At 65.2% G+C, this 23,814-nt stretch carries 24 protein-coding genes; 16 read left to right on the forward strand and 8 right to left on the reverse strand.

The window, feature by feature from the left end; translation table 11 throughout:
* Positions 1-66 precede the first annotated feature (66 nt).
* From ACQY4G_RS05975 to ACQY4G_RS06000, 6 genes are all read left to right on the forward strand, one after another.
* On the forward strand, positions 67-252 hold the full coding sequence (locus ACQY4G_RS05975) for a hypothetical protein (protein ID WP_421989453.1): 186 nt from the start codon (positions 67-69) through the stop codon (positions 250-252).
* Positions 245-1,627, forward strand: coding sequence for a DUF5935 domain-containing protein (locus ACQY4G_RS05980; protein ID WP_421989455.1), 1,383 nt, complete (start codon positions 245-247; stop codon positions 1,625-1,627). The genes ACQY4G_RS05975 and ACQY4G_RS05980 overlap by 8 nt, the downstream gene beginning before the upstream one ends.
* Before the next feature lie 111 nt (positions 1,628-1,738).
* Entirely contained in the window at positions 1,739-2,188 is a 450-nt protein-coding gene (locus ACQY4G_RS05985; RefSeq protein ID WP_291180097.1) for a MaoC family dehydratase, read from the forward strand.
* A 93-nt stretch (positions 2,189-2,281) separates the two neighbouring features.
* Entirely contained in the window at positions 2,282-3,463 is a 1,182-nt protein-coding gene (locus ACQY4G_RS05990; protein ID WP_291180094.1) for an acetyl-CoA C-acyltransferase, read from the forward strand.
* A 17-nt stretch (positions 3,464-3,480) separates the two neighbouring features.
* Positions 3,481-4,434, forward strand: coding sequence for a DUF5996 family protein (locus ACQY4G_RS05995; protein ID WP_421989457.1), 954 nt, complete (start codon positions 3,481-3,483; stop codon positions 4,432-4,434).
* A gap of 40 nt (positions 4,435-4,474) precedes the next feature.
* Entirely contained in the window at positions 4,475-5,911 is a 1,437-nt protein-coding gene (locus ACQY4G_RS06000) for an MFS transporter (protein ID WP_421989459.1), read from the forward strand.
* Positions 5,912-5,937: 26 nt separating this feature from the next.
* On the opposite strand, the gene ACQY4G_RS06005 is transcribed toward ACQY4G_RS06000, so the two are convergent.
* Positions 5,938-7,176 carry a polyhydroxyalkanoate depolymerase gene (locus ACQY4G_RS06005; RefSeq protein ID WP_421989461.1) on the reverse strand — a complete coding sequence of 413 codons (1,239 nt, stop codon included), beginning with the start codon at positions 7,174-7,176 and terminating at the stop codon, positions 5,938-5,940.
* A gap of 264 nt (positions 7,177-7,440) precedes the next feature.
* On the opposite strand from ACQY4G_RS06005, the gene ACQY4G_RS06010 reads away from it, so the two are divergent.
* From ACQY4G_RS06010 to ACQY4G_RS06030, 5 genes are all read left to right on the forward strand, one after another.
* Complete coding sequence (locus tag ACQY4G_RS06010) at positions 7,441-9,168, forward strand: ABC transporter transmembrane domain-containing protein (RefSeq protein ID WP_421993578.1); 1,728 nt, start codon at positions 7,441-7,443, stop codon at positions 9,166-9,168.
* Positions 9,169-9,324: 156 nt separating this feature from the next.
* Positions 9,325-11,454, forward strand: a complete 2,130-nt coding sequence (locus tag ACQY4G_RS06015; RefSeq protein WP_421989463.1) for a M13 family metallopeptidase — start codon at positions 9,325-9,327, stop codon at positions 11,452-11,454.
* 80 nt (positions 11,455-11,534) lie between these two features.
* On the forward strand, positions 11,535-12,350 hold the full coding sequence (locus tag ACQY4G_RS06020; protein WP_421989465.1) for an undecaprenyl-diphosphate phosphatase: 816 nt from the start codon (positions 11,535-11,537) through the stop codon (positions 12,348-12,350).
* Positions 12,351-12,460: 110 nt separating this feature from the next.
* Positions 12,461-12,715 carry a GlsB/YeaQ/YmgE family stress response membrane protein gene (locus ACQY4G_RS06025; protein ID WP_291171513.1) on the forward strand — a complete coding sequence of 85 codons (255 nt, stop codon included), beginning with the start codon at positions 12,461-12,463 and terminating at the stop codon, positions 12,713-12,715.
* A 79-nt stretch (positions 12,716-12,794) separates the two neighbouring features.
* Positions 12,795-13,046, forward strand: a complete 252-nt coding sequence (locus ACQY4G_RS06030; RefSeq protein WP_291171512.1) for a hypothetical protein — start codon at positions 12,795-12,797, stop codon at positions 13,044-13,046.
* A gap of 63 nt (positions 13,047-13,109) precedes the next feature.
* On the opposite strand, the gene phhA is transcribed toward ACQY4G_RS06030, so the two are convergent.
* Entirely contained in the window at positions 13,110-14,051 is a 942-nt protein-coding gene (phhA, locus tag ACQY4G_RS06035) for a phenylalanine 4-monooxygenase (RefSeq protein ID WP_067693134.1), read from the reverse strand.
* 58 nt (positions 14,052-14,109) lie between these two features.
* Here phhA and ppk2 point away from each other — a divergent pair, with 58 nt between their 5' ends.
* Complete coding sequence (gene ppk2 / locus ACQY4G_RS06040; protein WP_421989467.1) at positions 14,110-14,880, forward strand: polyphosphate kinase 2; 771 nt, start codon at positions 14,110-14,112, stop codon at positions 14,878-14,880.
* On the opposite strand, the gene ACQY4G_RS06045 is transcribed toward ppk2, so the two are convergent.
* The 6 genes from ACQY4G_RS06045 to ACQY4G_RS06070 form a co-directional block, all read right to left on the reverse strand.
* Complete coding sequence (locus ACQY4G_RS06045; RefSeq protein ID WP_421989469.1) at positions 14,877-15,731, reverse strand: FAS1-like dehydratase domain-containing protein; 855 nt, start codon at positions 15,729-15,731, stop codon at positions 14,877-14,879. The genes ppk2 and ACQY4G_RS06045 overlap by 4 nt on opposite strands.
* Positions 15,731-16,963 (reverse strand): acetyl-CoA C-acetyltransferase, encoded by a 1,233-nt coding sequence (locus ACQY4G_RS06050; protein WP_421989470.1) that lies wholly within the window; start codon positions 16,961-16,963, stop codon positions 15,731-15,733. The genes ACQY4G_RS06045 and ACQY4G_RS06050 overlap by 1 nt, the downstream gene beginning before the upstream one ends.
* A 3-nt stretch (positions 16,964-16,966) precedes the next feature.
* Positions 16,967-18,205 (reverse strand): CoA transferase, encoded by a 1,239-nt coding sequence (locus ACQY4G_RS06055; protein WP_421989472.1) that lies wholly within the window; start codon positions 18,203-18,205, stop codon positions 16,967-16,969.
* 189 nt (positions 18,206-18,394) lie between these two features.
* Complete coding sequence (locus tag ACQY4G_RS06060) at positions 18,395-19,579, reverse strand: acyl-CoA dehydrogenase family protein (RefSeq protein WP_421989474.1); 1,185 nt, start codon at positions 19,577-19,579, stop codon at positions 18,395-18,397.
* On the reverse strand, positions 19,572-19,847 hold the full coding sequence (locus ACQY4G_RS06065) for a hypothetical protein (protein ID WP_067692581.1): 276 nt from the start codon (positions 19,845-19,847) through the stop codon (positions 19,572-19,574). Before ACQY4G_RS06065 ends, ACQY4G_RS06060 begins: the two co-directional genes overlap by 8 nt.
* A 71-nt stretch (positions 19,848-19,918) precedes the next feature.
* Positions 19,919-20,215 carry a hypothetical protein gene (locus ACQY4G_RS06070; protein WP_067692584.1) on the reverse strand — a complete coding sequence of 99 codons (297 nt, stop codon included), beginning with the start codon at positions 20,213-20,215 and terminating at the stop codon, positions 19,919-19,921.
* 120 nt (positions 20,216-20,335) lie between these two features.
* Between ACQY4G_RS06070 and recQ the strand changes: the two genes are divergently transcribed.
* From recQ to ACQY4G_RS06090, 4 genes are all read left to right on the forward strand, one after another.
* The gene (gene recQ / locus ACQY4G_RS06075; RefSeq protein ID WP_421989476.1) at positions 20,336-22,105 is read left to right on the forward strand and encodes a DNA helicase RecQ; all 1,770 of its coding nucleotides are present in this window, start codon (positions 20,336-20,338) and stop codon (positions 22,103-22,105) included.
* Positions 22,106-22,197: 92 nt separating this feature from the next.
* A complete protein-coding gene (locus ACQY4G_RS06080; protein ID WP_421989478.1) occupies positions 22,198-22,455 on the forward strand; it encodes a hypothetical protein in 258 nt (85 codons plus the stop codon).
* Positions 22,456-22,510: 55 nt separating this feature from the next.
* On the forward strand, positions 22,511-23,497 hold the full coding sequence (locus ACQY4G_RS06085) for a right-handed parallel beta-helix repeat-containing protein (RefSeq protein WP_421989480.1): 987 nt from the start codon (positions 22,511-22,513) through the stop codon (positions 23,495-23,497).
* 46 nt (positions 23,498-23,543) lie between these two features.
* A complete protein-coding gene (locus ACQY4G_RS06090) occupies positions 23,544-23,807 on the forward strand; it encodes a DksA/TraR family C4-type zinc finger protein (RefSeq protein ID WP_421989482.1) in 264 nt (87 codons plus the stop codon).
* Positions 23,808-23,814 lie beyond the last annotated feature (7 nt).

Genomic DNA, 23,814 nt, shown 5'->3' on the forward strand with positions numbered 1-23,814 from the left:
GACACAACAGGCTTAACGGCGCGTCAACCGCGTTGCATTAGGGGGTAGCGCAGGAAGAACCGCCTTGTGATCGATTATTTCGCCCTTGCCCTGACCCATGCGCTGATCATGATCGCGCTGTTCCGCATATTGATGCGCGACGAACTCGATCGCGAGGACCCGCTCAGCGACCATGCGGCAGATGCGGACGCGCCAAGCAGGCGCGAGGCGCGGCGCGCCCGGCGCAGCCGCAAGGAACCGGGCGATGCTTGACGCCGCACTGTTCCTCACCGTGATGGGCATGTTCGCGCTTGGTCTCAAGCGGCCCTTCGTCTGGGTTCTGGCCTATCTCTACATCGATATCCTCGCCCCGCAGAAGATCGGCTGGACGCTGACACCTCTGCTGCCGATCTCGCTGATCGCCTTCCTGCTGGCCTTTGCCGGCTGGGCGGTGGCCGATCCGAAGGCGGAAACCCGCTTCACCCTGCGCCAGGGCATCCTGCTGGTGCTGCTGCTCTATTGCTTCATGACGCTGCAATGGGCCGAATTCCCGGAAAATGCGCAGGGCAAGTGGGACTGGGTATGGAAGGCGCTGGTGTTCGCGATCTTCCTCCCCTTCACGCTGTTCACGCGGCTGCGGATCGAGGCCGCGGCGCTGGTGCTGGTGCTGACCGCAGGCGCGATCATCATCTCGGCAGGCATGAAGACCGCGCTCGGCGGCGGGGGCTACGACAGCCTCTATTTCTTCGTGAACGACAATTCGAACATCTATGAAAGTTCGACCCTGGCGACCGTCTCGATCGCGCTGATCCCGATTATATTGTGGTTCGCCAAACACGGCACCATTTTCCCGCCCGACTGGCGCGTGAAGACCTTCGCCGGCCTGCTGATCTTCGCCTGCCTGCTGGTACCGGTGGGAACCGAGGCGCGCACAGGTCTCGTGTGTATCGCCGTGCTCGGCCTGCTGATGCTGCGCGACGTCAAGAACCGCATCATGTATCTGATGGCGGCGGGCGCACTGGGCGTGATGGCACTGCCGTTCATCCCGGCGAGCTATTACGAACGCATGGCGACGCTCGGCTCGCTCCAGTCCGACCAGTCGGCTTCCACCCGCGTGCAGGTCTGGATGTGGACGCTCGATTACGCAACCGAGAACCCGCTCGGCGGCGGGTTCGACGCTTATCGTGCGAACGAGTTCACCTATGATTTGCCGGTGACGCGTGACGAAGGCGGGGCGTTGGTCACCGAAATCAAGGAAGTGACCGACGAATCGCGTGCGTTTCATTCCTCCTTCTTCGAGATGCTTGGCGAGCAGGGCTGGCCGGGGCTGTTCCTGTGGGTCAGCCTGCATGCGCTCGGCCTGCTGCAGATGGAACGCATTCGCCGAAGATGGCGCCATCGCGACAGCCCGGCAGAACAATGGCAGGGGCCGCTGGCGAGCGCCTTGCAGTTTTCCAACATCATCTATCTGGTCGGGGCGACCTTCCAGGGGATCGCCTACCAGCCGGTGTTCCTGATGCTGATCGGGCTGCAGATCGCGCTGTCGACCTATTGCCGCAAACGCGATTCGGCCAGGGCCGAGGCGGAGCGCAAGGCGCTGCGCGAAGCGCGCCGCACGGCTGCCTCGGCCAAGCCCGCCATGCCGTAACGGCACCATTCGCGCGGTTGCGCGCCCTCTTTCCATGCGCCATGACTCGCGCCGCATCGCGCGGCCGGAGTCGCGCGAATCCGACGATTTTGGACAAGAGGAGAGGCGCGCATGAGCCCGCAGGAACTGGCAGAGAAGGTTGGCGAACACATCGGCACGAGCGAATGGGTCGAAATGAGCCAGGAGCGCATCAACCAGTTCGCCGATGCCACCGGCGACCACCAGTTCATCCACATCAATGAGGAAGCAGCCAAGATGACGCCGTTCGGCGGCACCATCGCGCACGGCTTCCTGACGCTGTCGATGATTCCCTATCTCGGCGCCAATTCGGATACGCCCAAGCTCGAAGGCGTGAAGATGGGCGTCAACTACGGCGGCAACAAGACGCGCTTCATCAGCCCCGTCCGCAGCGGCAAGCGCATTCGCGGACACTGGAAGCTGCTCGAAATGAACGAGAAGCGCCCCGGCCAGTGGCAGCAGACCTGCGAGATCACCATGGAGATCGAGGGCGAGGAAAAGCCCGCCCTGATCTGCGAATGGATCACCCAGATTTTCGTTTAGTGTGAGTCCCAGCGAAGGCTGGGACCTCCGTCGGCCCCGCGCCATCCCTCAAGGAGACCCCGGCCTGCGCTGGGGATCAGCAAGGAAAAGCAAATGTCACGTGACGCAGTCATCGTCTCCACCGCCCGCACCGCCATCGGCCGTGCGTATAAGGGCGGGTTCAACGACACCAAGGGCCCGACGCTCGGCGCCTATTCACTGAAGCCCGCGATCGAGCGCGCCGGTATCGAGGCCGGCGAAGTCGACGACGTGCTCTGGGGCAGCGCGCTCCAGCAGGGCACGCAGGCCGGCAACCTTGCACGCCAGGTCGCGCTGCGCGCCGGTTGCCCGATCGGCACCAGCGGCATGACCATCGACCGCCAGTGCTCTTCGGGCCTGATGAGCATCGCCACCGCGGCCAAGCAGATCATTACCGACCGGATGGATGTGGTCGCCGCCGGTGGTCAGGAAAGCATTTCGCTCGTCCAGACCAAGGAAATGCGCGTGATGCCCGATCCCGAGCTGGTGAACATGCATGGCGCGATCTACATGCCGATGCTGCAGACGGCAGAGACGGTCGCCCAGCGCTACGGCATCAGCCGCGAGGCGCAGGATGAATATGCCCTGTCGAGCCAGCAGCGCACTGCTGCCGCACAGGAAAAGGGCCTGTTCGATGACGAGATCGTTCCCGTCACCACCACGCACAAGGTGCAGGACAAGGAAACCGGCGAGATCTCCGACGTCGAGGTGACCATCGACAAGGACGAAGGCAACCGCCCCTCGACCACGCTCGAAGGCCTCGCCGGCCTGCAGCCTGTCATGGGTCCGGGCACCTCGATCACCGCGGGCAACGCCTCGCAGCTGTCGGATGGTTCCTCGGCCAGCATCCTCATGGAGGCCAAGGTCGCGGAGAAAAAGGGTCTCACCCCGCTCGGCCGCTATGTCGGCATGGCGGTTGCGGGCACCGAGCCCGACGAAATGGGAATCGGCCCGGTCTTCGCCATCCCCAAGCTGCTCGAGCGTTTCGACCTCAAGGTCGACGACATCGGTATCTGGGAACTGAACGAAGCCTTCGCCGTGCAGGTGCTCTACTGCCGCGACAAGCTGGGCATCCCGGGCGAATTGCTCAACGTCAATGGCGGTTCGATTTCGATCGGCCACCCCTACGGCATGACCGGTGCGCGCTGCACCGGTCACGTCTTGCTCGAGGGCAAGCGCCGCGGCGCCAAATACGGCGTCGTGACCATGTGCGTCGGCGGCGGCATGGGCGCGGCAGGTCTCTTCGAGATTTTCTAACAGCAGGAGTTCTTTCGATGACCGAGCGGTGGCCCAAACTCGATTTCGAGGCCGATCGCCCGGTCATCGAGAGCCTGCATGCCTATCTGCAGGTGGTGGGTAAATTGCCCACCCGCGCGCTGCCGTGGTGCAACCACAGCTGGCACGTCGCCCTGCGCGTCGTGCCGCGCGGTTTCCGCAGCTATCCGGTGTTCTTTCCGGGCGGCGAGGCCGAGATCATGGTCGACTGTCTCAGTTCCGCCGTCGCGGTCGAAACCTCGAGCGGCTTTGCCGACGGCTTCGAAATCACCGGCCAGAGCGTTGCCCGCTTCCACGAGCAGCTTGCCGAACTGCTCTCGCTCGCCGGGGTCGACACCGATATCTCGGGCGCTCCGAACGAGGTCGAGGAAGCCATCCCCTTCGCCGAGGACAGGCGCGAGCGGGCATGGGACGAGGCCGTGCTGTCGCGCATCCACCGTGCCTTTTCCGACGTCAATCGCGTGTTCGAGACCTTCCGCACCGGTTTCGTCGGCAAATCGAGCCCGAGCCACCTGTTCTGGGGCAGCTTCGATCTCGCGGTCACCCGCTTTTCGGGGCGCGAGGCGCCATTGCATCCGGGCGGCTTTCCCAACCTGTCCGACGCGGTGACCCGCGAAGCCTATAGCCACGAGGTCGCCAGCGCGGGATTCTGGCTTGGCGGCGGCGGGGTCGATGAAGCGGCCTTCTACGCCTATGGCTATCCCACGCCCGACGGGCTGGCGGAAAGCCCGATCGAACCCCACGCCGCTTACTGGCACGGCGATCTGGGCGAGTTCGTGCTGCCCTATGCCGCGCTGCGCGAAAGCGCCGATCCCCAGGCTGCGTTGCTGCGATTTCTCGAAAGCAGTTATGCCGCAGTGGCCAAGTGCGCCGCATGGGAGCGGGCCATGCTGGAGATCCCGCGAGGTGGCTTCGGCGAACCTTACGATGTCGCGGCCCGCCGCGATGGCTGATCGCTGAGATGCCGCTCCCAGCCGTATCGAGGCCCCTGGCATGAGTTACGACGCGCCGCACGATTGCCGTCCCGAGCAATCCTGCGCACGTGCCGAAGCACACGATCTCAAGGCCGAACAGGCGCATCCGCGCTGGGTTCTGGCGATGTCGATCCTCGCCTCCAGCCTGCCCTTCATCGATGGCTCGATCGTCAATGTCGCGCTGCCCGCGATCCGCGCCGACCTCGCCGCCAGCGCCGCCGAGACGCAATGGGCGGTCAACGCCTTCACGCTGCCGCTCGCCGCGCTGCTGATGCTCGGCGGGGCGCTGGGCGACCGGTACGGGCGCAGGAAACTGCTGGTGATCGGCGTCGTCCTGTTCGGTCTCGCGAGCCTGCTCTGCGCTTTGGTGCCGACCCTGCCCGCGCTGATCGTCGGGCGTGCGGGCCAGGGCATCGGCGGCGCGCTGCTGCTGCCCAATTCGCTCGCGCTGCTGAACGGCGCCTTTTCGGGCAAGGCGCGCGGACGCGCGGTCGGCGCTTGGGCGGCGGCGGGGGCGGCGTCGGGCGCGCTGGCACCGCTTGCGGGCGGCTGGCTGGTCGAAAATTTCGGCTGGCCTTCGATCTTCTGGCTGCTGATCCCGATCAGCGTGGCCGCCGCCACCCTCGCGCTGTGGAAGACGCAGGAGGTGCGGCGCGCGGGCGACGTGCCGACCGATTACGCGGGCGCCGGCACCGCGACGCTGGCGCTGGCCGGGATCACGCTGGCGCTGACCTTCTGGAGCGCGAGCGGCGCATTCGACTGGCGGGTCGCGGCAAGCCTCGCCTTCGGCCTTGTGCTCGCGGTCGTCTTCTTCGGGATCGAGAGCCGCAAGGGCGAGGCGGCGATGATGCCGCTCGCGCTGTTCGGCGGGACCTGCGTGGTCAGCCTCAACCTGCTGACCTTCCTGCTCTACGGCGCGCTCGGCGGGATGCTGCTGATCCTGCCCTATCTCCTGATCGAAAGCGCGGGTTATTCCCCGACAATGGCGGGCCTCGCGATCATGCCCTTCCCGCTGCTCATCGGGCTGGGCAGCCCGCTGATGGGCGGGATGGCGCAGCGCACCGGCGTGCGCCTGCCGCTGACCATCGGCCCGCTGGTGGTTGCAGGCGGCTTGCTGCTCGGCCTGCGGATTGGGCCCGAAAGCTCCTATTGGGCGAGTATCCTGCCCAGCATTGCGGCCATCGGGATCGGTATGGCGATCGCCGTCGCCCCGCTGACCAGCGCGGTCATGGCGGCGGTCGAGGACAGCTATACCGGCACGGCGAGCGGGCTCAACAATGCGGTATCGCGCACCGGCGGGCTGATCGCGGTGGCCCTGATGGGGAGTGTGCTCGCCATGTCGGGCGAGGCGCTGTTCGACGGCTTCCATGCCGCGCTTTACGCCATGGCCGGGGCCGCCGCGCTGGCGGGCGCGACCGGGTGGTTCGGCCTCAAGCAGCTCGACGCGAAAGCCTAGCCTGTCCGGCCGAGCCTTGGCCGAATCTAGCCGTGCCTGGCGATGAATTCCTCGACCACCGGCGCGATCTTGCTGCGCCAGCGGCTGCCGTTGAAGATGCCGTAATGGCCGGCACCTTCGGCCATGTAATAACGCTTCTTCGCCTCGGGCAGACGAGGGGTGAGGTCGAGCGCGGCCTTGGTCTGCCCGAGGCCCGAGATATCGTCGCGTTCTCCCTCGATCGCCAGCAGTGCCGTCCGAGTGATGTCGCCCAGATCGATTCGTTTGCCGCGGTGCAGGAAGGTGCCGTTGGGCAGCGCGTGGTCCTGGAACACCTCCTGCACCGTCTGCAGATAGAATTCGGCGGTCATGTCGCAGACGCTGCGATATTCGTCGTAGAAATCCTTGGTCGCCTGCGCGCTGTCCTGGTCGCCCACGGTGAGGTGTTTGAACATCTCGTAATGGCTCAGCATGTGATTGCCGAGGTTCATGCTCATGAAGCCGGCGAGCTGCATGAAGCCGGGGTAAACCCGCCGCCCCGCGCCGCGATACTGCATCGGCACGGTGGCGATGACGTTGTGGCGGAACCATTCGATCGGGCGATCCATCGCGAGATCGTTGACGCTGGTCGGCGAACAGCGCGTGTCGATCGGCCCGCCCATCATGGTCAGCGTCTTGGGCGTGCAGGGATGCTTGTCGCGATTCATGATCGCGGTTGCGGCGAAGACCGGAACCGAAGGCTGGCACACCGCCATCACATGCGCGCCCTCTCCGATATGTTCGAGATAGGCGATCACGTAGTCGATGTAGTCGTCGAGGTCGAAAGTGCCCTCGTGCAACGGCACGGTCTTGGCATCGGCCCAGTCGGTCACGAAAACGCGGTAGTTTTGCAGCATCCGCTCGACCGTTCCGCGCAGCAGCGTGGCATAGTGCCCGCTCATGGGTGCGACCACCAGCAGGCGCGGCGCATCTGCGGGCAGGCTCTCGCGGTAGAATTCCTTCAGATCGCCGAACGGGCGGTTCATCACCGTCGCTTCGAAAACGGGGTCCGGCCGCCCGTCGACCTCGACCGTCTCGATGCCCCAGGCCGGCTTGCCGTATGAGGCGGTGGCATGGGCGAAGACTTCCAGCGCGCTCGCCGCCATCGGGCCGATGTTCATGTACCTTATCGGGCCGACATAGTTCATCGGATTGGACGGATTGTTGAGCATCTCCACCCCGATCGAGGCGAAGGCGCTGGCCGAATGGAGCCAGCTGCGCTGCAGTTCATAGGCGTGATAGAGCAATACGTATCCCCTGCTGCCCCGGGTTCTTGTCGTTTTTTCCCGGACGAAAGGCGCTCATCCTGACGCCGGCGTGACCATTGTGCAATGCACAACCTCCGAAATAGTGTCTTCGCGCGTGCAGCGCAGTGGATTTTCGCCGCGCGTGGACCTAGTGGGAAGCGCATGTCAGCAACGGACGATACGAAGATCGAGGGGCGCGGGCGCTTCGCGCGCAAGCGCGCGGCCAAGGATGCCCCGCGCGAACGCTCGCTCAAGCCGCTGAAGATGGTGTGGCGCGCGGGCAAGAACTATCCCGGCCATGTCGCGCTGGCGCTGCTTGCGCTGTTCATAACCGCCGCGGCGACGCTGGCGATCCCGGCGGGTTTCAAGCTGGTAATCGACCGCGGCTTCGCCGATGGGGCGGACCCCGCCAACATGGGGCGCTGGTTCCGCTACCTGCTGATCATCGTGGGCGTTCTGGCGGTGGGCACCGCGATGCGCTTCTATTTCGTCAGTTGGCTGGGCGAACGCGTGGTCGCCGATATCCGGCTGCGCGTGCAGGAAAACCTGCTGCGGCTCGCGCCGGGCTTCTATGAAGAGAACAGCCCCAAGGAAATCTCCAGCCGGATGACCAGCGATACCGCGCTGATCGAACAGGTGGTGGGCACGACCGTTTCGGTCGCGCTGCGCAACACGCTGATGGCGGTGGGCGGTACGCTCTATCTGTTCTGGCTGGTCCCGGGCCTGACGATGGGGCTGTTCCTCATCATCCCGGCGATCGTCGTCCCCATCACCCTGTTCGGCCGGCGGCTGCGCAAGGTTTCGCGCACCAGTCAGGACCGCGTGGCCGATATCGGCGCGATGGTCACCGAAGTGCTGTCCGCGATGAAGATCGTGCAGGGCTTCAACCAGGAGGACCGCGAGCACGGCCGCTTCAGGGAAGCGGTCGAACGGACCTTCAGCGTGGCCAAGCGCCGGGTGATCCTGCGCGCGGCGATGACCGCCGTGGTCATTCTGCTGGTGTTCGGCGGCATCACGCTGCTCGTCTGGCGCGGCGCGGAGGCGGTCAGCGAGGGCACGATCTCGGGCGGTACGATCGCCGCCTTCGTCCTTACCGCCGGGCTCGTCGCGGGCGCGATCGGGGCGCTGACCGAGGTATATGGCGACCTGCTGCGCGGCGCAGGCGCGGCCAGCCGCCTGTCCGAGCTGCTCGACGAACAGCCCGCCATCACTGCGCCCGAGCGCCCGCAGGACCTGCCGGTGCCGCCGCGCGGCAGCCTGTCGTTCCGCAACGTCACCTTCCGCTATCCGACGCGGCTGGAGGCGCCGGCGATAACCGATTTCAGCCTTGAAATCGAACCGGGCGAGACGGTCGCCATCGTCGGCCCCTCGGGCGCCGGCAAGTCGACCATCTTCCAGCTCGCGGAGCGCTTCTACGATCCGCAGGCCGGCTCGATCCGGCTCGACGGCATCCCGCTGACCGCCGCCGATCCCGCCGAGGTGCGCCGCCGGATCGCCTATGTCCCGCAGGAAGGCGTGCTGTTCAGCGCCAATGCCCGCGACAATCTGCGTTACGGCAATTGGGATGCGAGCGAGGACGAGATCTGGGCCGCCGCGCGCGCCGCCAACGCCGCCGAATTCATCGAGAAGCTGCCGCAGGGCATGGACACCTATCTTGGTGAAAGCGGTACGCAATTGTCGGGTGGCCAGCGCCAGCGCATCGCCATTGCCCGCGCGCTGTTGCGCGATGCGCCGATCCTGTTGCTCGACGAGGCGACCAGCGCGCTCGACGCCGAAAGCGAGCGCTTGGTGCAGGAAGCGCTCGAACATCTGATGGAAGCCCGTACCACGCTGGTCATCGCGCACCGCCTGTCGACCGTTCGCGCGGCGGACCGCATCGTGGTGATGGAGGACGGCCGCATTGCCGAACAGGGCACGCACGATCAGTTGTCGGCCAATGGCGGGCTCTATGCGCACCTCGCCTCGCTGCAGTTCGGGCTCGAAAACGCCTGATTCCTCGGCGGAGGTGTCCGAGAACCCGCCTGCGACCGCGCTTTTTCGACAAAGTTGCAAGTGAAACCGACCGGCGTCGTCATTTTCGCGCCGATCGCCCTATGCAAGCATCACACGATTTCGCCCTGCGGGGCCATACGAATTGGGAGACTGCCAATGTTCCGATCCATCATCACCACCGGCGCCAGCGCGCTGGCGCTTGCGATTGCGACGCCCGCGCTGGCCGAGGCCGAAACCGACGATGCCGTCGAGGTGCCCACTCCGACCATGAGCTTCGGCGAATGGGGCTTCGATACGCGCTATCTGTCGCCGGACATCGATCCGGGCGACGACTTTTTCGCCTATGCCAACCAGAAATGGATCGACGAGAACCCGCTGCCCGCCGACCAGGCACGTTTCGGGGCGTTCGACCTGCTGCGCGAAAAGTCGACCGCCGACGTCAAGGCCGTGGTCGACGAGTTGCTGGCGAAACCGGCGGCGGAGCTGACCTATGACGAGCGACGCATCGTCGATGCCTATGCATCCTATCTCGACACCGATGCGATCGAGGCGGCAGGCCTCGCGCCCGCTCAGCCCTATCTGGACGAAATCCGCGACGCCGACACGCTGGCCGAACTGGTGACGTTGTGGGGTACGCCCGGCTATCCCTCGCCGCTCGGCGGCTTCGTCACGGTCGATGCGAAGGAGCCGACGCGTTACTCGGTCTATGTGGGGTCCGGCGGGCTCGGCATGCCCGACCGCGAATATTATTTCGACGAGAGCGAAAAGGGGCTTTCGATCCGGTCGGCCTACCAGGACTATCTCGGCTTTCTGCTATCCGAGGCCGGATATGACGCCGAAATGGCACGGAAAGTCTATGATTTCGAAGATTCCATCGCCCGCAAGGTCGCGTGGGACCGCACGGTGCGCCGCAATCGCGATCTCACCTATACGGCGCTGACGCCGGAAGAGCTTGGCGGACTGTCCGAAAGCTTCCCGATGGCGGCGATGCTCGCCGCGACGGGATTCGACGCGAGCGACCGCTTCATCGTCAACGACATTCCGCCTTCCGCCGCGCTCGCGGCCGAGCTCGAGCTGGACGAGGAAACGCTCGAGAAGATCGGCGGCGGAACGCCGGCCATGCTCGAACTCGTGCTCGACACGCCGATGGAAGTGCTCCGAGCGTGGACGATCAAGAACTTCCTGTCGAACAACGCCGCGATCCTGCCGTCGCGCTTCGACAAGGCGAATTTCGCCTTCTACGGCACGGCGTTGCGCGGCATTCCGGAACAGCGCGACCGCTGGAAGCGCGCCATCGCCGCGACCGAAGGCATGCTGGGCGAGCTGTTGGGTGCCTCCTATGCCGAGCGCTATTTCCCGCCCGAAAGCAAGGCGGCGATGGAAGAACTGGTCGCCAACCTGCGCGTGGCACTGGCCGAATCGCTGGAGGAAATCGACTGGATGACCGAGGCCACCAAGGCCGAGGCGATGGCCAAGCTCGACAGTTTCGATCCCAAGATCGGTTACCGCGACAATCTCGAAATCTATGAGGGCCTGGAGATCGTCGCCGGTGACCCGCTGGCCAATGTGATGGCATCGGCCGAGTGGTCGACCGCCGATAATCTCGCCAAGCTGGGTCAGCCGATCGACCGCACCGAGTGGTTCATGCTGCCCCAGACCGTGAACGCCTATTACAATTCGACCAAGAACGAGATCGTGTTCCCGGCCGGCATTCTCCAGCAGCCTTTCTTCGGCAAGGACGCCGATATCGCGGTCAATTACGGCGCGATCGGCGGTGTGATCGGGCATGAGATCGGCCACGGATTCGACGACCAGGGCTCGAAATCGGACGCCTCGGGTGCGCTGCGCAACTGGTGGACCGACGAGGACCGCGCCAACTTCGACAAGCTGGGCGACAAGCTGGTGGCACAGTACGACCAGTTCTGTCCGCTCGACGATGGCGAGACCTGCGTGAACGGGCGCCTCGCGCTGGGCGAGAATATCGGCGATCTCGGCGGTCTTTCGATGGCCTATCGCGCCTACAAGCTGGCGACCGAGGGTAAGGAGGTTCCGGTGATCGACGGGCTGACCGGCGACCAGCGTTTCTTCCTCGCCTGGGCGCAGGTCTGGCGCGGGAAGTATCGCGAAGACGCGCTGCGCGCGCAGATCCGCCAGGGTCCGCACAGCCCGACCAAATACCGTACCAACGGAATCGTGCGCAACATGGATGCCTGGTACGAGGCGTTCAACGTGACCCCGGAGGACGATCTCTACCTGCCTCCGGAAGAGCGCATTCGTATCTGGTAGACACGATTCGCCGCTAAATCGTCAAAGGGCGGAGCAGGTTGCTTGACTTGCTCCGCCCTTGCTTCATGGACGCGAGCGCAATGAACGATTTCCTCACCGCGATCTTCCTCGGCATTGTCGAGGGACTTACCGAATTCATTCCCGTTTCTTCGACCGGGCACCTGATCCTCGCAACCGAGATCTCGGGCGCGGACCCGAACGAATGGGCGATGTTCAACGTTGTCATCCAGCTCGGCGCGATCCTGGCGGTCGTGTACCAGTACTGGGGCACGTTCTGGTCGGCCGGCATGGGCGTGCTCAAGGGCGAGCGCGAGGGGCTCATGTTCGCCCGCAACATCCTGCTCGGTTTCCTGCCCAGCGCGGTGATCGGTTTTGCGCTCTACGAAAATTTCGAGGCCATGCTCGGCAATCCGGGAATCGTCCCCTGGGCGCTGATCGCGGGCGGGATCGCCATTATCGTCATCGAACGCGTGGCGCAGCCGCGCGACGAAGGGCGCGGAGTGGCGGAATTGCCGCTCAAGAAGGTGCTTGGCGTGGGCTTTGCACAATGTCTCGCGATGGTTCCCGGCGTCAGCCGCTCGGGTGCGACGATCATGGGCGCGCTCGCCATGGGCATCAACCGCAAGACCGCGGCGGAGTTTTCGTTCTTTCTCGCGGTTCCGACGATGATCGGGGCCAGCACGCTCGAAGTCGTCACCAAGTACGACGAGATGATGAGCGGGACGACGCGCGTCGGCTGGGACGAGATCGCCGTCGGTTTCGTGGTCAGCTTCATCGTCGCGCTGGTGGTGATCCGCGCCTTCGTAGCCTTCGTCAGCCGCAGCGGCTTTACCCCCTTCGCCTGGTATCGCATCGTGGCAGGCACCGCAGCGCTCATCTGGCTGTCGTTCGCCTGACGCTGCCGGTCCGGTCTGCGCCACAGTCCGGCCATATTTCTGCTGTGCGGCGGAACCTTTGAGTGCACGCGGGTTTATGACCACAGAGTGAAACGCAAAGGTAGACACAAATGGGCTTGCTGATCCTGATCGTAGTGGGTGCCCTGCTCGGGTGGCTGGCGACGATTATCCTGCGCATCGAAGACGGTAGAGATATTCTTGCCAATGCGCTGGTCGGCGTTCTGGGCTCGCTTGTGACGGGCCTGATTGCCGGTAAAGGCGCGGTTTTCGGAACCGTGAGCGGTATCGCGCTGCTGTGGGCGGTTCTGGGTTCGATCGTGTCGATCGGCCTGTTCAACCTCGTGCGGCAACGCGCCTATCGTTAAGCGCGCTTCACAATCATCCGCATTTCTTTACAAACGGGCGCGGGATGGATTCGCGTCTCGAATACCAAGGGGAACGAAAATGAACTTCAACAAGCTTACCATCGTCGCATCGGCCGCTGCTCTCAGCCTCGGCGTCGCCGCCTGCGACAGTGCTGCCGAGAACGAAGCCGAAGCCAACATCGAAGAGATGGAAGACGCTCGTGACGACCAGGTCGACGCCATGGAAGAGGCCGGTGAGATCACCGAAGATCAGGCCGACGCAATGGACGACCAGACCGACGCCATGGAAGAAACCATGGAAGAGCAGGCTGACGAAATCGACGAAATGTAATTTTCGGTCGATTGCGACCAAAACGAACGGCCCGGGAGCGATCCCGGGCCGTTTTTGATTCGCTCAGACGGGTTTCGCGCCCGAACCGCGCCCGCCGCGAAGCGTATATTCCAGCGTCCCGCGGTTGACCACGTAGTCGACATCGATCACCGCCGTGTTCGCGTAAGTGAAGCCGGGCCCGAGATTGCGGTAGAGCTTGTCGAAATCGCGCTCGACAGTCTGCCGGTAAAGATCCTCGAAGCTCTCGATCACGAAATAGGTCGGCTGAAGGTCGCTGATCACATAATCGGTGCGCATAACGCGGTCGACATTGAGCATGATCCGGTTCGGGCTTTCTGCCTCGACCGAATAGACGACCTCGGTCGGGCCCGAGAGGATGCCGGCGCCATAGGCGCGGATGTCGCCCGGCGCTTCCTGGATCAGTCCGAATTCGACCGTGTACCAATAGAGCGCACCCAGCGCTTTCAGCCGGTTGTAGCGCATCGCCTTCCACCCGGCGCGGCCATACTCCTGCATGTAATCGGCATAGACCGGGTCGGTCAGCATCGGCACATGGCCGAACACGTCATGAAAGACGTCGGGTTCCTGAATGTAATCGAAGGTCTCGCGCGTGCGGATGAAATTTCCCGCCGGGAAGCGCCGGTTGGCGAGGTGCCAGAAGAACACGTGGTCGGGGATCAGCATCGGCACGGGCACGACGCTCCAGCCGGTCAGCCTGTCGAGCTCTTCCGACAGCTTCCCGAATTCGGGCACACCGCCCTTGCCCAGATCGAGTTTCTCGGTCCCCTCCATGAACGCGGTTGCGGCCCGCCCGGGCAACACGCCCATCTGCCTTGCGAACAGGTCGTCCCAGATCGCGTCGTCTTCGCTGTCGTACTCGGTCTGTTTGGGTTCGAGCCAGTCGTCGCCGACATGCTCGGGCTTTTTCAGCGGCGCGGTGAATACGTCTGCCGGAAGGTCGGGCAGGCGGGTAAAGTCCTGTTCGGGTTCTGCGAGTGTAGCCATATCGTAGACGTTGATACTACCATTGGCGCAGGCATTCAAATGGTGCGAAAGGAGCGCGATGAAGCGCAAGGATTACGAGGCGGCGTTGAAGCCGATGCGCGCGGAACTGGTGGCCATGGCGCGCTGGGCGCGAACGACCGGGCAGCGCATCGTGGTGCTGTTCGAGGGGCGCGACACGGCAGGCAAGGGTGGCGCGATCCGCGCGGTTTCGGAAAAACTCAATCCGCGCCAGTGCCATATCGTTGCGCTGGCCAAGCCGACCGAGGCGGAGCGGACCCAGTGGTATTTCCAGCGTTATGTCCAGCACCTGCCCTGTGCCGGCGAAATCGTGCTGTTCGACCGCAGCTGGTACAACCGCGCGGGGGTAGAGAAGGTGATGGGCTATGCCAGCGAGGCCGAGGTCGCCCAGTTCCTGCAGCAGGCTCCGACCTTCGAGCGCATGCTGGTCGACGATGGAATCTTACTGTTCAAATACTGGCTTACGACCGACCAGGCGCGGCAGGAAGAGCGTTTGCGCGAACGGCTCGATGATCCGCTCAAGCGCTGGAAGCTTTCGCCGATCGATCTCGCTGCACGCGGCCAATACGATGCCTACACCGAAGCGCGCGAGACGATGCTGGCGGCGACGCATACCGAATGGGCCCCCTGGACGCTGGTCGATTTCAACGATCAGAAACACGGGCGGCTCACACTGGTGCGCGATCTGCTCGACCGGCTGCCGGACACGCATGTCGCGCCGCCCGAAATCGAGTTTTCCGAACTGGGACGCGAACCCAAGGCCGAGCACTATTCGGTGCTCGGTCCGATTGCCGACTATCCGCTCGGCTAGCCGAGCGCCGCGCTGGCTTTCACGACCTGGCGCCCGTCAGAGGCGAAGGCGCCCATTTCGATCTCCCCGTTCGTCCCGCGCAAAGCGAGGTTGAGCGTCTCGCCGGCAATGGCGGGGCTCACCCCGCGGAAGGTGAAGGTGCCGAGGCGGTTCTCGCCGAAATGCGCGCTGGCAAGCTGCAACAGGAGGCTGGCCGTTAGCGGGCCCTGAACGACCAGCCCCCGATAGCGTTCGACCTCGCGCGCGAAGGGCGCATCGTAATGGATCCGGTGGGTGTTGAAGGTCAGCGCCGAGTAACGGAACAGCAGCCGCTCGTCGGGAATCAGCGAACGGTGGGCATCCCAGCTCGATGGGTCGAAGGTTTCGCCCGTCGGTTCGGGTGGCGAAATCGGTGCGTCGGGCGCGAGGCCTTCGAGATAGACGATGCTCTGCCGCTCGCTCACAGCGAGGGTTCCGTCGGCGTGGGTTTCATGATCGACGTCGACGAAGACCATCTCGCCGCGGCTGCCCGACTTGGGCGTGATCGAAGCGACGCGGCTGGTCCGCTCGATCCGGGCGCCGATCGCGATCGGGGCGTGGAATTGCATCGCACTCGATGCCCACATGCGGCGTGGCAGCGGAACGGGTGGCAGGAACCTCGCGATGTCGTCGTCGCGGACCGGGTGCCCATCGGGGGCGAGCTGGCCGGTGCGCGCCTCGGGTGTGCACAGGCACAGATGGATGCCCTGCGGCATCGCGCTGTCGGCCGGCGCATCGCGGTCGAAGGTGGCGCACCATTGCGCGGCGAGGCGCGCGCCAAGCTCGTCCGCGCCGCGCTGTTCGCGCCCGATCCAGTCCGACCAATCCGCCATCAGGCGGCGCGCTCGAACACGGCGGCCATCCCCTGTCCGCCGCCGATGCACATGGTCTCGAGGCCATAGCGCACCTCGCGGCGCTGCATCTCATGCGCCATGTCGGCAAGGATGCGGATGCCTGTCGCGCCGATCGGATGGCCGAGCGAAATGCCCGAGCCGTTGACGTTGACCAGTTCGCGGCGGCTATCGTCCTCGGCAAAACCCCAGCCCTTGAGCACAGCGAGCGCCTGGGGGGCGAAGGCTTCGTTGAGTTCGATCAGGCCGATGTCGTCCCAGCCCATGCCGTTGCGCGCGAACAGACGCTCGACGGCCGGGACCGGGCCGATGCCCATCCGGCTGGGATCGCAGCCCGCCGCACTCCACGAATGGAACCAGAGGATCGGTTCGAGACCCAGTTCCTCGACCTTGTCTTCGGCGACGATCAGGCAGGCCGCCGCGGCGTCGTTCTGCTGGCTGGCATTGCCTGCCGTAACGATGGCGTCGGCGTCGCGCTTCAGGTCGATGGCGCGCAGCTTGCCCAGCGTTTCCATGCTGGCATCGGCGCGAAACCCCTCATCCTTGTCGAACACCACCGGATCGCCGCGCCGCTGCGGAATCTCGACCGGGACGAGCTGCTCGTCGAATTTGCCCTCATCCCAGGCGCGCGCTGCATTCTGGTGGCTGCGCACCGCAAAGGCGTCGGCCTCCTCGCGCGTAATGCCGTAATCCTTGGCGAGGTTCTCGGCCGTCTCGATCATGCCGGTGATGACGCCATAGCGCTCGATCGGTTGGCTCATCAGGCGGCCGCGCGTCAGCCGGTCCCATAGGACCATATCGCCCATGCGCGCGCCGTTGCGGGCCTTGGTCGTGTAATGCTCGACATTGGACATGCTCTCGACGCCGCCCGCAAGCACGCAGTCGGCCACGCCGGTCTGGACCATCATCGCTGCCGTCGCGACGGCCTGCAGGCCCGAACCGCAGCGCCGGTCGAGCTGGAAGCCGGGCACTTCCTCGGGATAGCCCGCGGCAAGCCAGCTCCAGTGGCCGATCGCGGGTGCCTCGCCGCTGCCGTAGCCCTGGCTGAAAACGACGTCGTCGACGCGCGTGGGGTCGATGCCGCTACGCTCGACCAGCGCCTTGATGATGATGGCGCCAAGCTGTCCCGCTTCCAGCGGGGCGAGGCTGCCGAGGAAGCGTCCGACGGGGGTTCTGAGGGGCTTGCAGATGGCTACGCGGCGGGGTGACGTCATGGATCAGTCCTTATCGGAGAGGCGGGCGATGCCGCGATCGACGAGCGCGTGAATCGCGCCCGATGCCAGCCCGAGACGCTCGGCGAGCACCTCTTCGGTGTGCTCGCCGAGATAGGGTGCTGGCGCGGGATCGCCCGCATCGCGGGTCGGGATATTGGCGAAGCTGCGCGTCGCCGGGTATGCGAATTCGCTCGGATTTGCAGGCGAGGGGCCGAACAGCGGGTTGTCTGCAACCAGCCGCGCGTCATTGGCCGCTTCATACATCGTGCGATAGCGTTCGAAGGTCGTGCCTTCTTCGGCAAGACGCGCGGAGAGATCGGCCCAATCCAGCTTGTCTGCGCGCGCCTGAAAAAGGTCGAACAGGCGGTGGCGATTTTCGAAGCGCGGTCGGTCGCCTTCTGCGAAGCGCACGCCGAGTTCGCTTTCGAGTGCACTGATTTCGTCCGCAAGATCGAAGGCAGCGACGAGCCCGTTCCACTGCTTCGCCGTCAACGCGGCAACCATGAAACGCACGCCGTCGCGGCTGCGGAAATCGCGCCCGAAAGCACCCCAGATGGCATTGCCCAGCCGCTCGCGATCGGCCCCGCGACAAAGCATTTCGGCCATCGCCCCGCTGTTCGCCATGGTGCCTATGGCAACATCGCCCAGCGGCACGCGGATTTCGCTGCCTTCGCCGCTGACGTCGCGGTGGCGCAGCCCCGCCAGCATCGCAAAGGCGCAATAGGCGCCGGTGATGAAGTCCCACGCGGGCAATACCTGGTTGACCGGCGGCGCCGTTTCCAGGTCCCACTCTTCGGGTCCGCACATCAGCGGATAGCCGCTGGCGGCGTTGACGGTGAAGTCCATCGCCTGCCTGCCGTCGTGCCAGCCCATGATCCGCACGCTGACCAGATCGGGTGCGCCGTCGGGCTGCTGCGCCGCAATGACGTCATGCGACAGGAAGCTCTTTTCCGGCAAATTGGTGATGAGGTTGCCGGTCCGGGCGGACAGCTCGACAAGAAGTTCGCGGCCCTCGCCGCTACGCAGGTCGAGCGCGACCGATTTCTTCGCCCGGTTGAGATTCTCCCAACTCAGCGAGCGGCCCTCCTTGGTGAGCATGTAGCGATCATAATCGAGCCCGCCCGCCTTGTGATCCACCCGGATCACCTCCGCGCCCATCTGCGCGCAATAAAGGCCTGCCGTGGGCGAGGCGACGAAGCTCGAGGCTTCGATGATCGAGAGGTCCGAAAGGAGGCTATACATTTTTGTTGGGTGCGCTGCCGACGTCCGTCGTCAGCTCGCGGCTGTTCCATCCCGCTCCCCCTCCCGGCCACCCACGGCACGGTATTTTATGGGTGGTCGGGAGGGGGAGCGGGATGGAACAGCAAGGGCCGGACGGAGGTCCGGCGCGCACGGAAAAAAGACTCGTCACAGGGCTCATCCGACGTCTCGTCACACACCCGCCGCATATTCGCGCAGCATGTGCTTGGCGATCTGGAGCTGGAGGATCTGCGTCGTGCCTTCGTAGATACGGTAAATGCGTGCGTCGCGGAAGAAGCGTTCGGCGTCGTACTCGGCGAGGTAGCCCGCGCCGCCGTAGATCTGCACCACGCGATCGACCACGCGGCCGCACATTTCGGAGGCGAAGACCTTGAAGGCGGCGGCGTGCTTGACCGTATTCTCGCCGCGATCGACGCGCGCGGTGACATCGGTCATCATCGCCTCGGCGGCGTAGATTTCTGTCCAGCTGTCGGCCAGCATCTGCTGGATCAGCTGGAAATTGGCGATCGGTTCGCCGAAGGCCTGCCGCTCGTTGGCATATTTGACTGCGGAATCTAGCGCGCGGCGGGCATAGCCCGTGCTCGCTGCTCCGACCGATATGCGGCCGTTGTCGAGGCTCATCATGGCGAAGCGAAAGCCCTTGCCGGTCTCGCCGCCCAGCAGCGCTTCGCCCGGCACATGCACGTCGTCGAGCATGATGTCCGAGATATGGCTGCCTGCTTGGCCCATCTTCTCGTCGGGGCTGCCCGTCGACACGCCGGGCGTGTCCATCGGCACGATGAAGGCCGAAACATGCGCGTTCTTGGGCAGCGCGTCCTTCTCGGTCCGCGCCATGATCAGGCCGACATCGGCATGCGGTGCGTTGGTGATGTAACGCTTGGTCCCGTTGAGGATCCAGCCATTGCCGTCGGGATCGGGCTTGGCGGTGGTGGCCATGGCGGCGCTGTCGCTGCCCGAACCGGGCTCGGTCAGGCCGAAACAGGCGATCGCGCCCTCGGCGATCCGGGGCCACCATTCGGCCTTCTGCGCCTCGGTCCCGCCGTTCTTGATCGCCGAGTTGAACATGCCGACATTGATCGAGAAGATCGAGCGATAGGCGGGCGCGGCATAGGCCATCGTCTTCACCACCTTGGCATATTGCGTCGTGTTCAGCCCCGCGCCGCCGAAATCCTCCGGAACGGTCAGGCCGAACAGCCCCATCTCCTTCATTTCCGCGACAATCTCGTCGGGAATCTTGTCGTTGGCGATGACGTCTTTTTCCGCCGGAATCAGCCGTTCGCGAACATAGCGTTCGAGCTGTTCAAGGAACTGATCGAAGGTTTCGGCATCCATTCCGGGATTTGCGGCGTCACTCATCGGGAAACTCCATTCGAGCCGGCCCGCCCGATTCGCGCGGCGCCGGGAGGGTTTGCCCGGTGTCTGCGCCGGGCTCGCCCGCGCCGTCGTCGCCTTCGGGTGGCAAGACGTCTTCGGGCAGGCGACGCTGCTCGATTATTTCGGCGGCATCGTCGAGCGCGTCGGCCTCGCTTTGCGAAACCGCCTCGACCGGCTCCTCCCCCTCCTCGTATCCGGAGCAGGCGGAAAGCGCGGCGAGCGCGGCGAGCGGGGGCGCGAGTCGTAACATGGGGCGGAGGCTAGGCGCTCGCGCGCGAAGCGCAAAGGACGCTACGGCGCGGCTGCCCGTACGTCGGCCGATCAGTTGCCGATATCTTCGGCCATCGCGTCCATCGCGGCGGCGGCCGTGTCGGCGGCATTGTCGCCAGCTTCCTGGATCTGCGCCTCTTCGCTCGGGGACATGCCTTCGGGTTCGGGGGCCGTTTCTTCGATCGTGGCCGCCGGATCCTCGACCGGCTCGGCATCGATGTCGGCCAGCGCTTCGTCCGCCGCGATTTCGACGGTGTCGGCTTCGGCTTCGGTCGATGCATCCTCGGTGCTGCCGCAGGCGGCAAGCGCGATGGTGGCGGCGGCGGTCAGGGCGATACGGAACTTCATGACGTCTCTCTCCGGATTGGACTTGTTGCCGGCGGATAAAGCGCAAGCGGAGGGCGCTGGGCAAGGGGAAAATCGCATGCCGCCGGTTGCGCCTGCGTGCACGTCTGGCATCAGGCCGGGATGAGCGGAAACGCAGGCGCACTTCAAGCCCTAAAGGACACATTCGGTTTCGACGCCTTTCGCGGGCGGCAGGGAGAGGTCGTTGCGCGCGTATTGGGCGGGCAATCGACGCTGGCCGTCATGCCGACCGGCGCGGGCAAGTCGCTCACCTACCAGCTCCCCGCAGTGATGCTGGAAGGCACCTGCGTGGTCATCAGTCCGTTGATCGCGCTGATGCACGACCAGCTGCGCAGCGCGCGCGCCAACGGTATCCGCGCGGCCACGCTGACCAGCGCCGATGCCGACTGGCGCGAGACGCAGGAGGCTTTCCGCGCGGGCGAGCTCGATCTGCTCTATGTCGCGCCCGAGCGTGCAAGCCAGCCGGCGTTCCGCGAGTTCGTGGGCGCCGCGCCTCTGTGCCTGTTCGCGATCGACGAGGCGCATTGCGTGTCCGAATGGGGGCACGATTTCCGCCCCGACTACCGGCTGCTGCGGGGCCTGTTGGATGGTTTTCCGCAGGTCCCGCGCCTCGCTCTGACCGCGACCGCCGACCAGCAGACGCGCGCCGATGTGATGGCGCAGCTCGGCATCGCGGAAGATGGCCTCGTCCTCGCCGGGTTCGATCGGCCCAATATCCGCTACGCCATCCGCCACCGCGACAATCCGGTGCGCCAGCTGACCACTTTGATGGCGAGCGAGGCGGGGCCGGGAATCGTCTATGCCCAGACGCGGCGCAAGGTGGAGGATTTGGCCGAGAAACTCGCCACCGCGACCGGCAGGCCGGTGCTGCCCTATCACGCGGGGTTGGATTCCGAGGTTCGCGCAGCCAATCAGGCCGCCTTCGTCGCGTCCGAGGATATGGTGATCGTCGCCACGGTCGCTTTCGGCATGGGGATCGACAAGCCCGATGTGCGGTTCGTCGCGCATGTCGGCGTGCCGAAGTCGATCGAGGCCTATTATCAGGAAACCGGCCGCGCGGGGCGCGACGGCGATCCGAGCCAGGCGGTCATGTTCTGGGGTGCCGGCGACTTCGCGACCGCGCGCCAGCGGCTCGCCGAGGTGGATGAGACGCGGCGCAATGCCGAGCGCGCGCGGCTCGATGCGCTCGCCGGGCTGGTCGAGACTGCCGAATGCCGCCGCGCGGTGCTGCTGCAGCATTTCGGCGAGAATCCGCCCAGAACCTGCGGCAATTGCGACAATTGTCTCGAACAGCCCGGGGTCACCGACGTCACCGAACTGGCGCGCAAGCTGCTCTCAGCCGTTTACCGGACCGGTCAGAGCTTCGGCATGGGGCATTTGCAGAAGGTCCTGACCGGCAACGAGGACGAGCGCGTGCGTCAACGCGGGCACGACCGGCTGAGCGTGTTCGGCATCGTCGGGGGCGAGGAGGCGCGCCTGCTCCAGCCGCTGTCGCGGGCCTTGCAGGCGCGCGGCGATCTTGTCGCGACCGAGCATGGCGGGCTGGCGCTGGGCGGATCGGCGCGCGCAATCCTCAAGGGGGAGAGCGCGGTCGAGATCGTCGTCCCGCCCAAGCGGGCACGCAAGCGCCGCGGCGATGCAACGCCCAATCCGGTGGGCGACCCGCTGTTCGAGGCGCTGCGCGCCTTGCGCAAGGAACTGGCCGAGGAGGCGCAGGTGCCGCCCTATGTGATCTTCCACGATTCCACCCTTCGCGAAATGGCCGCAGCGCGGCCCGCAACGACCGCACAATTGGCTCAACTGCCGGGCATCGGCGCGAAGAAGCTGGAAGCCTATGGAGAGCGTTTCCTGCGCACGATCGCCCAACATTGACCGCCGACCGACCGTGGGACTATTTCGAAGGCGAAGAGGTGGCGTCGCGCCCCGGCGTCCTCGCCGTGGTCGCCCCATGAAAGAGAGCTGAGGTGAAAGACGAGAGACCTTGGTTCGCCCCGAAGCGCTATGGCTATGGAGCGGGCCTGCCGATCGCCTGGCAGGGATGGGCCGTTCTCGCAGTATACATCATTGTGATGATCGCACCGGCACCGCTGATCGAACGGGATCCGATCGTCGGCCTCGCCATCGTCGCCCCCATCTGGCTGGTCGCAACCATCTTGGTGATATTCATCGCGAAACGGAAGACACGCGGCGGATGGCGCTTCCGCGATGGCGAAGAGGACTAAGCCGTATGCGCGAGGGATTAGGGTGATGTTAACCATAAGCGCCTAGGCAAGCAGCATGGCTTCGCCCTTCGTACCCCATGCCACCCGCCTGCCGCGCTGGCTGCTTGCAGCAGTCGCGGCCATGGCGGTGAGCGCGATCCCGCTGGCCGCGGTGTTCGCGCAGGGCGGCGGGCCGGCGACGTTCACCGTGGCCGAAACGGGACGCGGCTATGCCTCGCTGCAGGACGCCGTCGACGCGATCGGCGACCGCGAGGGCACGATCGTCATCGCGCCGGGAAACTGGAACGAATGTGCCGTCCAGCGCGACGGCGTGGTCCACTTTCGCGCCGCGCAGCCGGGGTCATCGTTGCTCGGCGGGCGTGCGTGCGAAGGCAAGGCCGCGCTGGTCCTGCGCGGCCGTGGCGCCAGCGTCGACGGGCTCGTCTTCGCCGACCTTTCGGTCGAGGATGGCAATGGCGCGGGGATCCGGCTCGAACGCGGGCCCCTGCACGTGTCGCAAAGCTGGTTTCGCGACAGCCAGCAGGGGATCATGACTACCAATGGCGTGAACAGCGAACTGGTGGTCGACAAATCGACTTTCACGCGGCTCGGCACCTGCGAGAATTCGGCGGGCTGCGCGCATTCGATCTATGCCGGCGACTATGGCAGCGTCACGGTCACCCGCAGCCGCTTCGAACAGGGCACGGGCGGGCACTACCTCAAGTCGCGCGCTGCGCATATCGTGGTCGAGGAGTGCAGCTTCGACGATGCCAACGGCCGCGGCACAAATTATCTGATCGACCTGCCCAATGGTGGCACCGGCGTGATCCGCGGCAACTGGATGGTGCAGGGGCGCGACAAGGAAAACTGGTCGGCGATGATCGCGATCGGCGCCGAAGGCGCGCGCTATACTTCGGACGGTTTGGTGATCGCCGACAATAATGCGCGTCTGGTGCCCGGCCTTTCGCGCAGCCCGGCTTTCGTGGCCGACTGGACCGGCGATGCGCTGGTGCTGGGTGAAAATGCTCTCGGCCCCGGCGTGCGCCAGTTCGAACGACGCTGAGGAAACCTGCCTCCTTTTCGCTCGTTGATCGGGAAAGGAGCAGACGATGGCCGGTGGCTGGGCCCGCGACGGGGCCGTTCAGGAACAGATCGAGGATTCGGTAAGCGATGCCGTCAGCGCGGCACGTTCGCGCCTGCCGTCGGGCGAAAGCGCCCGCTATTGCGACGAATGCGGCGAAGCGATCCCGGCGAAGCGGCGCGAGGCGCTGCCGGGTGTGCGAACCTGCGTCGAATGTCAGACGGGCCGCGACGGCGCCGTTCGGCACTCCGACATCAATCGCCGCGGAAGCAAGGATAGCCAGTTGCGCTGATGCGGTC

Origin of the sequence: Qipengyuania sp. (assembly GCF_965277845.1) — a bacterium.
Classification (GTDB): Bacteria; Pseudomonadota; Alphaproteobacteria; order Sphingomonadales; family Sphingomonadaceae; genus Qipengyuania.

Excerpts from the sequence above, each read along its gene's own strand:
- ACQY4G_RS05980 (WP_421989455.1), top strand. The coding sequence starts at position 245 with ATGCTTGACGCCGCACTGTTCCTCACCGTGATGGGCATGTTCGCGCTT.
- ACQY4G_RS05985 (WP_291180097.1), top strand. The coding sequence starts at position 1,739 with ATGAGCCCGCAGGAACTGGCAGAGAAGGTTGGCGAACACATCGGCACG.
- ACQY4G_RS05990 (WP_291180094.1), top strand. The coding sequence starts at position 2,282 with ATGTCACGTGACGCAGTCATCGTCTCCACCGCCCGCACCGCCATCGGC.
- ACQY4G_RS05995 (WP_421989457.1), top strand. The coding sequence starts at position 3,481 with ATGACCGAGCGGTGGCCCAAACTCGATTTCGAGGCCGATCGCCCGGTC.
- ACQY4G_RS06000 (WP_421989459.1), top strand. The coding sequence starts at position 4,475 with ATGAGTTACGACGCGCCGCACGATTGCCGTCCCGAGCAATCCTGCGCA.
- ACQY4G_RS06010 (WP_421993578.1), top strand. The coding sequence starts at position 7,441 with ATGGTGTGGCGCGCGGGCAAGAACTATCCCGGCCATGTCGCGCTGGCG.
- ACQY4G_RS06015 (WP_421989463.1), top strand. The coding sequence starts at position 9,325 with ATGTTCCGATCCATCATCACCACCGGCGCCAGCGCGCTGGCGCTTGCG.
- ACQY4G_RS06020 (WP_421989465.1), top strand. The coding sequence starts at position 11,535 with ATGAACGATTTCCTCACCGCGATCTTCCTCGGCATTGTCGAGGGACTT.
- ACQY4G_RS06025 (WP_291171513.1), top strand. The coding sequence starts at position 12,461 with ATGGGCTTGCTGATCCTGATCGTAGTGGGTGCCCTGCTCGGGTGGCTG.
- ACQY4G_RS06030 (WP_291171512.1), top strand. The coding sequence starts at position 12,795 with ATGAACTTCAACAAGCTTACCATCGTCGCATCGGCCGCTGCTCTCAGC.
- phhA (WP_067693134.1), bottom strand. The coding sequence starts at position 14,051 with ATGGCTACACTCGCAGAACCCGAACAGGACTTTACCCGCCTGCCCGAC.
- ppk2 (WP_421989467.1), top strand. The coding sequence starts at position 14,110 with ATGAAGCGCAAGGATTACGAGGCGGCGTTGAAGCCGATGCGCGCGGAA.
- ACQY4G_RS06045 (WP_421989469.1), bottom strand. The coding sequence starts at position 15,731 with ATGGCGGATTGGTCGGACTGGATCGGGCGCGAACAGCGCGGCGCGGAC.
- ACQY4G_RS06050 (WP_421989470.1), bottom strand. The coding sequence starts at position 16,963 with ATGACGTCACCCCGCCGCGTAGCCATCTGCAAGCCCCTCAGAACCCCC.
- ACQY4G_RS06055 (WP_421989472.1), bottom strand. The coding sequence starts at position 18,205 with ATGTATAGCCTCCTTTCGGACCTCTCGATCATCGAAGCCTCGAGCTTC.
- ACQY4G_RS06060 (WP_421989474.1), bottom strand. The coding sequence starts at position 19,579 with ATGAGTGACGCCGCAAATCCCGGAATGGATGCCGAAACCTTCGATCAG.
- ACQY4G_RS06065 (WP_067692581.1), bottom strand. The coding sequence starts at position 19,847 with ATGTTACGACTCGCGCCCCCGCTCGCCGCGCTCGCCGCGCTTTCCGCC.
- ACQY4G_RS06070 (WP_067692584.1), bottom strand. The coding sequence starts at position 20,215 with ATGAAGTTCCGTATCGCCCTGACCGCCGCCGCCACCATCGCGCTTGCC.
- recQ (WP_421989476.1), top strand. The coding sequence starts at position 20,336 with ATGAGCGGAAACGCAGGCGCACTTCAAGCCCTAAAGGACACATTCGGT.
- ACQY4G_RS06085 (WP_421989480.1), top strand. The coding sequence starts at position 22,511 with ATGGCTTCGCCCTTCGTACCCCATGCCACCCGCCTGCCGCGCTGGCTG.
- ACQY4G_RS06090 (WP_421989482.1), top strand. The coding sequence starts at position 23,544 with ATGGCCGGTGGCTGGGCCCGCGACGGGGCCGTTCAGGAACAGATCGAG.